General features: G+C 73.2%; 10 protein-coding genes and 1 pseudogene. 8 read left to right on the forward strand and 3 right to left on the reverse strand.

The window, feature by feature from the left end; all coding sequences use genetic code 11:
* Positions 1–170: 170 nt before the first annotated feature.
* The 3 genes from ACR9ZK_RS17680 to ACR9ZK_RS17690 all read left to right on the forward strand — a co-directional run bounded on the left by ACR9ZK_RS17680 (position 171) and on the right by ACR9ZK_RS17690 (position 1,845).
* Positions 171–1,016, forward strand: a complete 846-nt coding sequence (locus ACR9ZK_RS17680; RefSeq protein ID WP_481343265.1) for a uracil-DNA glycosylase — start codon at positions 171–173, stop codon at positions 1,014–1,016.
* 28 nt (positions 1,017–1,044) lie between these two features.
* A complete protein-coding gene (locus ACR9ZK_RS17685; RefSeq protein WP_481343266.1) occupies positions 1,045–1,239 on the forward strand; it encodes a hypothetical protein in 195 nt (64 codons plus the stop codon).
* A gap of 102 nt (positions 1,240–1,341) precedes the next feature.
* On the forward strand, positions 1,342–1,845 hold the full coding sequence (locus tag ACR9ZK_RS17690) for a DnaJ family domain-containing protein (protein ID WP_481343267.1): 504 nt from the start codon (positions 1,342–1,344) through the stop codon (positions 1,843–1,845).
* Positions 1,846–2,037: 192 nt separating this feature from the next.
* Here the strand turns inward: ACR9ZK_RS17690 and ACR9ZK_RS17695 are convergent, their stop codons facing one another.
* From ACR9ZK_RS17695 to ACR9ZK_RS17705, 3 genes are all read right to left on the reverse strand, one after another.
* Positions 2,038–3,672, reverse strand: coding sequence for a serine/threonine-protein kinase (locus ACR9ZK_RS17695; protein ID WP_481343268.1), 1,635 nt, complete (start codon positions 3,670–3,672; stop codon positions 2,038–2,040).
* Between the two features lie 85 nt (positions 3,673–3,757).
* Complete coding sequence (locus ACR9ZK_RS17700; protein WP_481343269.1) at positions 3,758–4,552, reverse strand: HAD-IIA family hydrolase; 795 nt, start codon at positions 4,550–4,552, stop codon at positions 3,758–3,760.
* A 44-nt stretch (positions 4,553–4,596) separates the two neighbouring features.
* On the reverse strand, positions 4,597–5,835 hold the full coding sequence (locus ACR9ZK_RS17705; RefSeq protein WP_481343274.1) for an ROK family transcriptional regulator: 1,239 nt from the start codon (positions 5,833–5,835) through the stop codon (positions 4,597–4,599).
* 90 nt (positions 5,836–5,925) lie between these two features.
* Between ACR9ZK_RS17705 and ACR9ZK_RS17710 the strand changes: the two genes are divergently transcribed.
* The 5 genes and pseudogenes from ACR9ZK_RS17710 to ACR9ZK_RS17730 form a co-directional block, all read left to right on the forward strand.
* Positions 5,926–7,452 carry a sugar ABC transporter ATP-binding protein gene (locus tag ACR9ZK_RS17710; protein ID WP_481343270.1) on the forward strand — a complete coding sequence of 509 codons (1,527 nt, stop codon included), beginning with the start codon at positions 5,926–5,928 and terminating at the stop codon, positions 7,450–7,452.
* Positions 7,449–8,537, forward strand: a complete 1,089-nt coding sequence (locus ACR9ZK_RS17715; protein WP_481343271.1) for an ABC transporter permease — start codon at positions 7,449–7,451, stop codon at positions 8,535–8,537. Before ACR9ZK_RS17710 ends, ACR9ZK_RS17715 begins: the two co-directional genes overlap by 4 nt.
* 142 nt (positions 8,538–8,679) lie before the next feature.
* Entirely contained in the window at positions 8,680–9,738 is a 1,059-nt protein-coding gene (locus tag ACR9ZK_RS17720; protein WP_481343272.1) for a substrate-binding domain-containing protein, read from the forward strand.
* Positions 9,739–9,813: 75 nt separating this feature from the next.
* Complete coding sequence (locus ACR9ZK_RS17725) at positions 9,814–11,046, forward strand: Gfo/Idh/MocA family protein (protein ID WP_481343273.1); 1,233 nt, start codon at positions 9,814–9,816, stop codon at positions 11,044–11,046.
* Between the two features lie 91 nt (positions 11,047–11,137).
* Positions 11,138–11,399: pseudogene (locus tag ACR9ZK_RS17730) on the forward strand (sugar phosphate isomerase/epimerase family protein); the annotation flags it as partial.

An 11,399-nucleotide genomic window follows, 5' to 3' on the forward strand; every position in this document is an offset into this window, starting at 1 on the left:
GCGGTAGATCGCCGCGACGGCGTCGTCGTCGAGCGGCATGCGACGCTCACCTCCTTGCGCGTCCCGGGTCGTGCACCGTGCGACCGTCCCCGAACCGAGGACGACGCGGGTGCGCACCCGGTTCACCGGACCACCCCTGAACCGTCTCACGTCGCCCTAGCGTGGGGCCCATGGATTCCGACGACGCGCTCGAGCCGCTCGACCCGCACCCCCTGACCGGCCGGCTCTTCCCCTCCCCGGTCCCGCCGGGCACGGGCTGGCCCGGCGACCCGGCCGACGCGTCGACGCCGGTGGCGCACACCGCCGCGGGGGTGGTGCGGCTCGCGCGGACGGCGGCGTCCGTGCCCGAGCTCGACGCGCGCGTCAGCGTGTGTCGGGCCTGCCCGCGTCTCGTCCAGTGGCGGGAGTCCGTGGCGCGCGCCGGCCGGCGTGCCTCGTTCGCCGACCAGCCGTACTGGGGACGCCCCGGTCCCTCCTTCGGGGACCCGAAGGCCCGCGTGCTCGTCGTCGGTCTGGCCCCGGCGGCCAACGGCACCAACCGCACCGGTCGGATGTTCACCGGCGACCGCTCCGGTGACTGGCTGTACGCCGCGCTGCACCGCGCGGGTTTCGCGAACCAGCCGACGGCGGTGTCGGCCGGGGACGGCCTCGAGCTGACCGGCCTGCGCATCGTGGCCACGGTGCGGTGCGCTCCACCGGCGAACAAGCCGACGACGCAGGAGAAGGCGACGTGCGCGCCGTGGCTCGACCGCGACCTCGAGCTCGCCGAACCCCACGTCGAGTCGCTCCTGGCCCTCGGGTCGATCGGCTGGGACGCAGCGCTCGGGGCCGCCCGACGCCGCGGCTGGGCGGTGCCCAGGCCCAAGCCACGGTTCGGCCACGGTGCCGAGGCGCGACTCGTCACCGCGTCGGGACGGGTGGTGCGGCTCGTCGGCAGCTACCACGTCAGCCAGCAGAACACCTTCACCGGCAAGCTGACCGAGGCCATGCTCGACGAGGTGCTCGCCAGGCTGTGAGGGGCCCGTCACGCCTACGCTGTCGAGCATGGAGACGATCAGCATCCCGTGCCCGACGAAGGGGTGCGGCGGCACCGTGACGGTGACCGCCGAACCCGTGCACGGCGGGACCGCGTGGCGCGTCGGTCGGCAGGACGGGGAACCTGCGCTGGCCTGCTCCAACGGATGCGCCTCGCCCGCGGACCTCGAGCATCCCGTCCTGCGCGAGCTGCAGGCCGGCTGAGGAGGCCCAGGTGCCGGGTGCCTCCGCGCGAGAGCCCGGCCCATCCCCGACGGCCCACCATCGAGCGCCTGCCGCGCCCAGGCCGTCGGTTAGCGTGGAGACATGTCCGGGCAGCCGTACTGGGAGAGTGCCGTCGAGCGGCAGATCCGCGAGGCGCAGGAGCGGGGCGAGTTCGACAACCTGCCCGGGGCGGGCAAGCCGCTCGACCTGCGCGACTCCGGCGACCCCGACTGGTGGGTCAAGCGGTTCGCCGAGCGCGAGAACCTCGACCTCGGCGGTGCGCTGCCGGGCCCTCTCGCGCTGCGCAAGGAGGCTGCCACCTACCCCGGTGCACTGGCCGACGTGCGTACCGAGCAGCAGGTGCGCGAGATCATCGAGGACTACAACAGGCGGGTGCTCGCCGACCGGCTCCGGCCCGTGGTCGGCAACCTGCCACCGGTGCTGGCGCGGACGCTCGACGTCGACGAGATGGTCGCCGCCTGGCGGGTCCTGCGCGACGAGCGCGAGGAGCAGCTGCGCCGCGCCCGCGCCGAGCGCGAGGCCGCCGCCGCGGCCGCCCGCCCGCCCGCGCGCTCGTGGTGGTCACGCCTCTTCGGCCACGGCTGAGGCGGCTTCCTCCTCGGCGTCCCCACCTGACGCGGCACCCACCGCGGTTCGGGGGACGAGCAGCGGTTCGGGGCAGGCGCGGGTCGGGTCCGCGCCGCCCGTGCCCCGAACCGCAGCCCCTCGAAGCGGCCGGTCAGCCGGTCAGCCGGTCAGCGGACCGCGGTCGGCAGGAAAGGCCACCCGGTGTGACGCTCAGAGCTGTCGGCTGCTGAGCACGAAGCTGCGGTCGATCTTGAGACGGCCACCCTCCGGCACCAGCGTGAAGTCGGTCCGCTCGAGGTACGTGCGACCGTCCTTGTAGTCGTAGCGCAGCGTGGCCACGACCGAGGACGGGGGCGACGCGTCGACCGCGCTGGCGCGGACCCGGTCGATCGCTGCCCAGAAGCGCTCGTAGGTCTGGCGACCCCCCGCGGTCGTCGTGCGATAGCGCGGCGTCAGCAGTGCCCAGCCGGCGTCGGTGTCGGCCGGCAGTACGGCGTAGTAGTCCCGGATCGCCCCGGCCAGCTCGGCGGCGGTGGGCGGTCCGGGTGACGCCGTGCCCGCGGACGGACGCGTCGGCGCCGGTCGGGACGTGCTCGGGGTCGTCTTGGGGGTCGTCGTGGGGGTCCGTGCGGTGGACGTCGGCCGAGATGTGGTCCGGGGTGGCGACGTGGCCGGCGTCGAGGACGAGGTGGCCGACGACGACCCGCCCGGGTTCGGCGCCAACGCGGTCAGCGGGCCCTCGCGCGTGACGAGGACCAGGACGAGGACGAGCGCTGCCAGCACCGCCGCAGCCCCGAGCACCAGCAGCGCCGGTCGCCGGCGCCGACGGTCGGGCGGCTCCTCCGCGAGCTCGCGCGCTGTGTCGGGCGCTGCATCGGGCGGGACGGGCCGGTCATCGGGGTCGGGTGCGACTGGCAGGACGGCGGTGTGGCCCACCGGGGCGTTCTCGGACGCTGGGCCGTCGGCCGCCTCGGCCGCCTCGGCCGCCTCGGCCGCGTCGGCCGCAAAAGGCACGGTGTCGCCCGCGCCGCGGGCGACGGCGGCCAGGGCTGCCGCGGCCTCCGCCATGAGCGGCCGCGCCTCGGGGTCGGCGGCGAGCATGCGGCCGAGGACGCGCTCCAGGGGCCCGGCGCGACGCGGAGGGTCGATGCGGCCCGAGGCCACCTGGTGCAGCAGGGCCATCGGGTTGTCGCCCACCCCGAAGGGCGGCGTGCCCTCCACGGCGGCGTACAGGGTGGCCCCCAGCGCGAAGACGTCGGCGGCCGGCGTCGACTCCTCGCCCCGTGCGACCTCGGGCGCGAGGTAGGCCGGCGTGCCGGTCAGCAGCCCGCTCACCGTGAGCGAGGCGTCGCCACGGCCGCGGGAGATCCCGAAGTCCGTGAGCAACGGCGTCCCGGTCGTCGTCAGCAGGATGTTGCCCGGTTTGACGTCGCGGTGCACGATACCGGCCTCGTGGGCCGACGCGAGGGCTCCGGCGATCCCGGCACCGATGCGGGCCGCTTCGCGCGGATCGAGCGTGCCGTCGGCCGCGAGGACCTCGTGCAGGCTGCGGGAGGGCAGGTACTGCATGACGAGGCAAGGCGCACCGTCGGCGTCCACCACGTCGTAGACCGGCACCGCGTTCGGGTGGTGCAGGCGCGCCGTGATCCGCGCCTCCCGCATCGCACGCTCGCGGGCAAGGTCGGCCTCGTCCTGGGGGAGGCCGACCGGCGCATGCAGCCGCTTCAGGGCGACCGCCCGGCTCAGCCGCTCGTCCCAGGCGAGCCACACCTGGCCCATGCCTCCGGACCCGAGTTGGTCGAGCAGGCGGTAGCGCCCCGCGACGACGTCTCGTTCCTGGCTCACTGCTGGCAGTCCCTCTCGTCGGCCAGAGGAGTCCTACCCCGCCCGGCCGCGTCGCACACGCGTCCGGGCGTCCGCGGCCGCCGGTTCAGTCCTCGTGGTGCCCGACGAGCGGCACGAGGTCCGCGACTGAGTCGACGACGCGGCTCGGCCGGTACGGGAACCGCTCGATCTGGTGCTTCTGCGTCGACCCGGTGAGCACGAGCACCGTGCGCAGGCCGGCCTCGAGGCCGCTGATGATGTCGGTGTCCATGCGGTCACCGACCATGACGGTCGTTTCGCTGTGCGCCTCGATGCGGTTGAGCGCGCTGCGCATCATGAGCGGGTTCGGCTTGCCGACGTAGTACGGCTGGCGCCCGGTGGCCGTCGAGATGAGTGCCGCGACCGACCCCGTGGCCGGCAGCTTGCCCAGGGCGCTGGGGCCGCTCGGGTCGGGGTTGGTCGCGATGAAACGGGCGCCGTTGTCGATGAGCCGGATCGCCCGCGTGATCGCCTCGAACGAGTACGTGCGGGTCTCTCCGAGCACGACGTAGTCGGGGTCGCGCTCGGTCATGACGAACCCGATGTCGTGCATCGCGGTGAGGAGCCCCGCCTCGCCGACGACGTAGGCGCTGCCGCCGCCGCGCTGGTCGGCGAGGAACTGGGCCGTGGCGAGCGCCGAGGTCCAGATCGCCTGCTCGGGAACGCGGATCCCGCTGAGTCGCAGGCGTGCCGCAAGGTCGCGCGGGGTGAAGATCGAGTTGTTCGTCAGGACGAGGAACCGCTTGCCCGACGCCTCGAGGGCTGCGATGAACTCGGCCGCTCCGGGGATGGCGTCCTCCTCGTGGACGAGGACGCCGTCCATGTCGGTGAGCCAGCTGTCGACGGGCCGGTGATCAGTCATGGGCCCATTGTGGTGGCTGGTGCCCTGGGGCCCCGGGGACGCGCTCAGGACGCGGACGCGGCAGCCGCGGCACCCCGGGCGATGACGAGGTCGACGCGGTCGGCGTCGAGGACGTGCTGGATGACCATCGTCGCGGCCCCGATGACCGCGGCCTGGACCCCGGTCGAGGCGACGACGATCTGGAGGCCGCCCGTCGCGAGCGGCAGCGACCGCCCGTAGACGACCTCGCGGACCCCGGCGACGAGGCTCTCACCGGCCTGGACGAGGGAGCCGCCGATGACGATGACCTCGGGGTTGAGGAGGCTGACGCACGTGGCCAGCACCTCCCCGATGGTGCGCCCGGCCTGGCGCACCGCGTGGGCCGTGGGCACGTTGCCGCCGCGGACGAGCTCGACGATGTCGGCGTTGCTCTCCGCCGCGATGTCGAGCTGCCTGAGCGACCTCGTGATCGCGGGCCCGCTCGCCACGGCTTCGAGGCACCCGGTGTTGCCGCAGGAGCAGAGCACGTCCGGTGCGTGGGGCGCAGCGACGTGTCCCAGGTCGCCCGCGGCCCCGACGGCGCCGCGGTGGAGCCGGCCGCCGCTGATGATGCCCGCGCCGATGCCGGTGGCGACCTTGACGAAGAGGAGGTGCTCGACGCCGGGATGGGCCGTGGCGTGCTCGCCGAGAGCCATGATGTTGACGTCGTTGTCGACGAGGACAGGCACGTCGAAGGACTGGCGCACGCGGGCGGGCACGTCGTAGCCGTCCCAGCCCGGCATGATCGGTGGGCGCATCGGCCGGCCGGTGGAGTGCTCGACGGGCCCCGGCAGCCCGATGCCGATGCCGATGAGGTCGGACGCGTCACGGCCGGTGCCCTCGAGGAGGCGCTGGGTGGCGTCGACGAGCCAGTCGAGGACGGCCTCCGGCCCGTCCGTGATGTCGAGGGGTTCGGCGATCTCGCGAATCGGCTTGCCGCTCAGGTCGGTCAGGGCGACACGACCGTGGGTGGCGCCGACGTCCGCACCGATGACGATGCGCGCCTCGGGGTTGAACGCGAAGCGCACCGGGGGACGCCCGCCGGTGCTCGCCGCCTCGCCGCTGGGAGCGAGCAGGCCGGTGGCGAGGAGGGCGTCGACGCGGGCGCCCACGGTGGAGCGGGCCAGGCCCGTCAGCTTGGCCAGCTCGGCGCGGGTGCGGGGCGTCTCGTCGCGGAGCAGCTGGAGCAGTTCGCCCGCGCCGCTGGCGCCGAGGGCGTGGGGCGACGACGACTCCGGATGGCGCACCCTTGAAGTCAAGCACATGCAGCTTCGACGCGCCATGTGCGCGGCTTTCGCGTCTCACGCCAGAAACTTTTGCTTGACCGTCCGACAAAAGTGGTCCACGGTGTGCCCATGGAATCTCGACGGCGAGATGGAGCCGACGCCCCGCTGCTGCGGATGACCGGCGTCGTCAAGCGTTTTCCCGGGGTCGTCGCCCTGGGCGGCGTCGACCTCGACGTGCGACCGGGCGAGGTGCACTGCCTCCTCGGCCAGAACGGCGCCGGCAAGAGCACCCTCATCAAGGTGCTGGCCGGCGTCCACGAGCCCGACGAGGGCGGCATCGAGTGGGACGGCACGCCGGTGACCCTCCACCACCCCCAGACCGCGATGGACCTCGGCATCGCGACGATGTACCAGGAGCTCGACCTCGTCGAGGGACTCACCGTCGCCGAGAACATCTACCTCGGGCACGAGCCGACGCGCCTCGGGTTCTCACAGCGCAGCACCGCCCGGCGCGGCGCCGCCCGCCTGCTCGCCCGCCTCGGTCACCGCGAGATCTCGCCGTCGGCCGAGGTCGGCACGCTCTCGGCCGCCTCGTGCCAGATCGTCAGCATGGCCCGCGCGCTGTCCCGCGACGCCCGCCTCATCATCATGGACGAGCCGTCCGCCGTGCTCGACGCCGGCGAGGTCGACCAGCTGTTCGCCGTCATCCGCGAGGTCACCGCGCAATGCGTCGCCGTCGTCTACATCTCCCACCGGCTCGAGGAGATCCGCGAGATCGGTGACCGGGTCACCGTCCTCAAGGACGGCCGCACCGTGGCCACCGGGCTCGACGCCGAGGAGACCGGCACGCAGGAGCTGATCCGGCTCATGACCGGCCGCTCCATCGAGTACGTCTTCCCGGACAAGCCGGCCGTGCCCGAGGCCGAGCCCGTGCTCCGCGTCGAGGGCCTCTCGCGCACAGGCGAGTTCACCGACGTGACCTTCGACGTCCGGCCGGGTGAGGTCGTCGGCCTCGCCGGGCTGGTGGGGTCGGGCCGGTCCGAGATCGTCGAGACGATCTTCGGGGCGCGCCGTGCCACCGGGGGCCGCGTCCTCGTCGACGGCCGGCCGGTGCGTCCCGGCTCGGTCGCCGCCGCCGTCCGCGCCGGCATCGGACTGTGCCCCGAGGAGCGCAAGAGCCAGGCACTCGTCCTCGGCGCGTCGCTCGCCGCGAACATCAGCCTCGCCACCCTCGCGCGCTTCTCCCGCGGTGGGCTGCTCGACGGCGACGCCGAGGTGGCGGCCGCCGAGGAGCTCATGGAGTCGCTCGACGTCCGGCCGCGCGGCGTGCACCGCGAGTCGCGGACCCTGTCGGGTGGCAACCAGCAGAAGGTCGTGCTCGCGCGCTGGCTGCTCCGCGGCTGCCGCGTCCTGCTCCTCGACGAGCCCACCCGTGGTGTCGATGTCGGCGCCCGGTCCGAGATCTATGCCCTCGTGCGCCGGCTCACCGACGAGGGCGTGGCCGTCGTCGTCGTCTCGAGCGAGATCCCCGAGGTGCTCGGGCTGTCCAACCGGGTGCTGGTCCTCGCCGACCGCACCGTCCGACACGAGGGTCCGGCCGACGAGCTCGACGAGCACGCCGTCCTCGACATCATCCTGAAGGGAGACGCGGCATGAGCGCCGACGTCACGAAGGTCGACCAGACGCCGGGAACCGTGGGGGCGGGGGACGACGGCGAGCAGCAGGAAGCCAAGGGTGGCCCGGCCGTCGGCGGTGCCGCGGCCCGGCCGCGTGGAGGCCTCACCGGCTTCCTGTCCGGGCCCGCCGGCCGCAGCGCGGGCCTCGTCCTCGCGCTCCTGCTGCTCGTCGTCGTCGGGATCCTCACCGGCGGTGACCGCTTCGCCAGCCCCGACAACGCGTTGACGATCCTGCGCCTCGGGTCGGTCATCGGCGTCGTCAGCGTCGGCATGACCTTCGTCATCTCGGGTGGCGGCATCGACCTGTCGGTGGGGGCCATCGTCGCGCTCTCGTCGGTGTGGGCGACGACGGTCGCCACCCAGGCGATGGCGGCCGACGTCCACTGGGTCGTCATGGTCTTCGCGGCCGTCGCGGTCGGCGCCGGCTGCGGCCTCGTCAACGGGGTGCTCGTCGCCTACGGACGCATAGCGCCGTTCATCGTCACCCTGGCGATGCTGGCCGCGGCGCGCGGCCTCGCCGAGATCATCGCCAAGCGCCGCACCCAGATCGTCCGCGAGCGCGGCTTCATCGAGTTCTTCGGCGGCAGCGTGCTCGGCGTCCCGGTCCTCGTCATCCTGTTCGCGATCGTCGCCGTCATCGGCTGGGTCCTGCTCAACCGCACCACCTTCGGGCGCCGCACCCTGGCCATCGGCGGCAACGCCGAGGCGGCCCGGCTCGCGGGCATCCGCGTCCAGCGGCAGACCATGTACCTCTACGTCCTGCTCGGCGTCGCCTGCGGCATCGCGGCCGTCATGATCATGGCCCGCACGACCACCGGCACCTCGACCCACGGCCAGCTCTACGAGCTCGACGCCATCGCCGCGGTCGTCATCGGCGGCACGCTCCTGTCGGGCGGGCGCGGCACCGTGGTGGGCACCGTCCTCGGCGTCCTCATCTTCACGACGCTGACCAACGTCTTCACCCTCAACAACCTCGACACCTCGACGCAGGCGGTGGCCAAGGGAGCCATCATCGTGGCCGCCGTCCTGCTCCAGCAGCGGGTCTCCCGCACGAGGTCGACCTAGCCCGGACCGGGGCACCCCCGCGCCCGGTCTCGCCGGCCGGCACGGACGGGACCGTCCTGCAGGGGAACCCAGCACCACCGACCTCGGGTCACCGGGTCGCACGGCAACTCACACCCTCAACACCGCTCACATAGGAGTCAGCGTGTCTGCATCACTTCGTCACACCCAGCGCGTCGCCGTCGTGGCGATCGCCATGAGCGCCGCCCTCGTCGCAGCCGGCTGCACGAGCAACGACCCGGCCACGACGCCGGCGGCCTCGACCCAGCAGGCCGCCGGCAACGCCGCGAGCGACAACGACGCCCCGGGCAAGAAGGTCACCATCGGCTTCTCCGGTCCGGCGGCCGACCACGGCTGGCTCGGTGCGATCAACAGCGCCGCGCAGGCCGAGGCCAAGAAGCACGGAGACGTCGAGCTCAAGGTCGCCGAGGGCACCAACGACGCGTCTCTGCAGATCAGCCAGATCGAGACCTTCATCAACGACAAGGTCGATGCCATCGTCCTGCTCCCGACCGACGGCGCGGCCCTCACCGAGGTGGCGACCAAGGCGATGAACGCGGGCATCCCGGTCATCAACGTCGACCGCGAGTTCTCCAGCCCGTTCGCGGCCCGCGCGACGGTCCTCGGCGACAACTACGGCATGGGCGTCTCGGCCGGCACGTACGCGTGCACGCTCGTCAAGGACAAGAACCTGTCCAACCCGGTCATCGCCGAGATCGCCGGCATCGACTCGCTGCCGCTGACACAGGACCGGAGCAAGGGCTTCGCCGACGCGCTCAAGGCGTGCGGCCAGACGGTCGACAACCGGGTCGCCGCCGAGTTCACCGTCGAGTCCGGCGAGAAGCAGATGTCCAACCTGCTCCAGGCCGCACCGAAGATCGACATCCTCTGGAACCACGACGACGACCAGGGCGTCGGCGTCATGGCCGCCCTCGACCAGGCCAACCGCCACGAGATGGCCTTCATCGGCGGCGCCGGCTCGGCCAACGCGATGCGCTGGATCCAGGAGGGCAAGATGGAGGCCACCGTCCTCTACCCGCCGACCCAGGCGGCCGACGGCATCAAGCTCGCGCGTCTCATCGCGCAGGGCAAGGGCATCAGCGACCTCGTCCAGGTCGAGGTGCCGCGACGCATCGTCCTCAACGCCCCCGTGGTGACGAAGGCGAACGTCGAGCAGTACCTCCCGCTCGGCTTCGAGTCCTGACCGTACGGGGCCCGCGCCGCGCCGACCGGTGCGGCGCGGGCGCCCCACACCGCCAACGCCCGAGATGAGGACGTCATGACGACCGCACCAAAGCCCACCCTCGGGGTGGGGATGATCGGCTACGCCTTCATGGGCCGGGCCCACTCGCAGGCCTGGCGCAACGCCCGCAGCTACTTCGACGTGCCGGTCGACCCGCGCCTCGTCGCCGTGGCGGGGCGCAACGCCGCGGCCGCCAAGGACACCGCGGACCGCTTCGGCTGGGGCGAGGTCGAGACGGACTGGCGGCGCCTGCTCGACCGTGACGACATCCACGTCATCGACATCTGCACCCCCGGCGACACCCACGCCGAGATCGCCGTCGCGGCGCTCGAGGCCGGCAAGCACGTCCTGTGCGAGAAGCCGCTGGCCAACAGCGTCGGCGAGGCCGAGGTCATGGCCACGGCCGCCGAGGCGGCCCGCGCCCGGGGCGTCCGCTCGATGGTCGGGTTCACCTACCGGCGTGTCCCGGCCGTCGCGTACGCGCGGCAGCTCGTCGCCGAGGGGCGCATCGGGCGCGTGCTGCACGTCCGGGGCGCCTACCTGCAGGACTGGCTCACCGACCCCGAGTCACCGCTGACGTGGCGCCTCCAGAAGGACCGCGCCGGGTCCGGCGCCCTCGGCGACATCGGGGCCCACATCGTCGACCTCGCCCAGCACGTGACGGGGGAGACCCTGACGGGGGTGTCGGCACTGACCGAGACCTTCGTGCGCGAGCGGCCGGTCTGCGACCCCTCGCTCGTCGCCACGAACGGCATCAGCGGGACCGCCGGCGCGAACGGCTCGGCCACCCGTGGTCCGGTCACCGTCGACGACGCCGCCGTCCTCGTGTCGCGTCTGAGCGGCGGAGGGCTCGCCACGTTCGAGGCGACCCGGTTCGCCACCGGGCGCAAGAACGCGATCCGCCTGGAGGTCAACGGGACCCAGGGATCGATCGCGTTCGACTTCGAGGACATGAACGTGCTGCACGTCTTCGACAACGGCAGCCGGTCGCGCGACGCCGGGTTCACCCGCGTGCTCGTCACCGAGGCCGACCACCCGTGGGTGGCCGCGTGGTGGCCGCCCGGGCACGTGCTCGGCTACGAGCACGGCTTCACCCACCAGGCGGTGGACTTCCTCACCGCCGTCGCCGCGGGCGCCGACCCGCGGCCCTCGTTCACCGACGGGCTCCAGGTGCAGCGGATCCTGTCGGCCGTCGAGACCAGTGCGGAGCGGGAGGGGTCCTGGACCCCGATCGTCGGGGCCCGCACGGCGTCTCCCCTTCCCTCCTGACCGCAGGGGTCATCGCGCCCGCCGTCCTGAAAGGAGATCCGGCTCGACCCCCGCACCACCGTCTCTGTCACACCCGAAGGAGCATCCTCACATGCACGACAACGACGTCAAGCCGCTGAAGCTCGCCAAGGGCCTCGGCCTCAACCGACGCCAGTTCATGGCGGCCTCGACCGGGATGGCGGCCGCGGCCGCCCTCACGGCGGCCTCGGCCGGCACCGCCACCGCGGCCGCCGGCGCCAACGGCGTGGTGGTGCCGCCCGGCAAGCGCGGCATCATCCTCTACACCGTCCGTGACGCCATCTCGCGCGACCCGGCCACGAGCCCCTTCGCCTCCGGCTTCAAGGCGGTCTTCG

It is taken from the genome of Monashia sp. HAY1-5C (assembly GCF_056755255.1).

What these genes read in the sequence shown, in the direction of transcription:
- ACR9ZK_RS17680 (WP_481343265.1), top strand. Translation starts at nt 171, where the DNA reads ATGGATTCCGACGACGCGCTCGAGCCGCTCGACCCGCACCCCCTGACC.
- ACR9ZK_RS17685 (WP_481343266.1), top strand. Translation starts at nt 1,045, where the DNA reads ATGGAGACGATCAGCATCCCGTGCCCGACGAAGGGGTGCGGCGGCACC.
- ACR9ZK_RS17690 (WP_481343267.1), top strand. Translation starts at nt 1,342, where the DNA reads ATGTCCGGGCAGCCGTACTGGGAGAGTGCCGTCGAGCGGCAGATCCGC.
- ACR9ZK_RS17700 (WP_481343269.1), bottom strand. Translation starts at nt 4,552, where the DNA reads ATGACTGATCACCGGCCCGTCGACAGCTGGCTCACCGACATGGACGGC.
- ACR9ZK_RS17705 (WP_481343274.1), bottom strand. Translation starts at nt 5,835, where the DNA reads ATGTGCTTGACTTCAAGGGTGCGCCATCCGGAGTCGTCGTCGCCCCAC.
- ACR9ZK_RS17710 (WP_481343270.1), top strand. Translation starts at nt 5,926, where the DNA reads ATGGAATCTCGACGGCGAGATGGAGCCGACGCCCCGCTGCTGCGGATG.
- ACR9ZK_RS17715 (WP_481343271.1), top strand. Translation starts at nt 7,449, where the DNA reads ATGAGCGCCGACGTCACGAAGGTCGACCAGACGCCGGGAACCGTGGGG.
- ACR9ZK_RS17725 (WP_481343273.1), top strand. Translation starts at nt 9,814, where the DNA reads ATGACGACCGCACCAAAGCCCACCCTCGGGGTGGGGATGATCGGCTAC.